Origin of the sequence: Paraburkholderia sp. SIMBA_030, assembly GCF_046535245.1 — a bacterium.
In the GTDB taxonomy this organism is placed as follows: Bacteria; Pseudomonadota; Gammaproteobacteria; order Burkholderiales; family Burkholderiaceae; genus Paraburkholderia.
In genome coordinates, this window is sequence record NZ_JAWRXB010001248.1 from 1 (window position 1) to 249 (window position 249).

The 249-nt window shown below is 68.3% G+C and carries 1 protein-coding gene; it reads right to left on the reverse strand.

Annotation, left to right across the window (positions count from 1 at the left end; all coding sequences use genetic code 11):
• A partial coding sequence (locus tag SB772_RS44045; protein WP_410839029.1) for a GspE/PulE family protein occupies nucleotides 1-249 on the reverse strand: 249 nt, incomplete at both ends.

A 249-nucleotide genomic window follows, 5' to 3' on the forward strand; every position in this document is an offset into this window, starting at 1 on the left:
GAGCTGGCGCACCAGACGCTGCGCGAGCACGCCGAGCAGCGACGACGCGAGCAGGTACGGCTCGACGCCCATGTCGGTCAGGCGCGTGACGGCCGAGGCCGCGTCGTTGGTGTGCAGCGTCGCGAGCACGAGGTGGCCCGTGAGCGATGCCTGCACCGCGATCTGCGCGGTTTCGAGGTCACGGATTTCGCCGATCATGATCACGTCCGGATCCTGACGCAGGATCGAACGCAGCGCACGGGCAAAGGT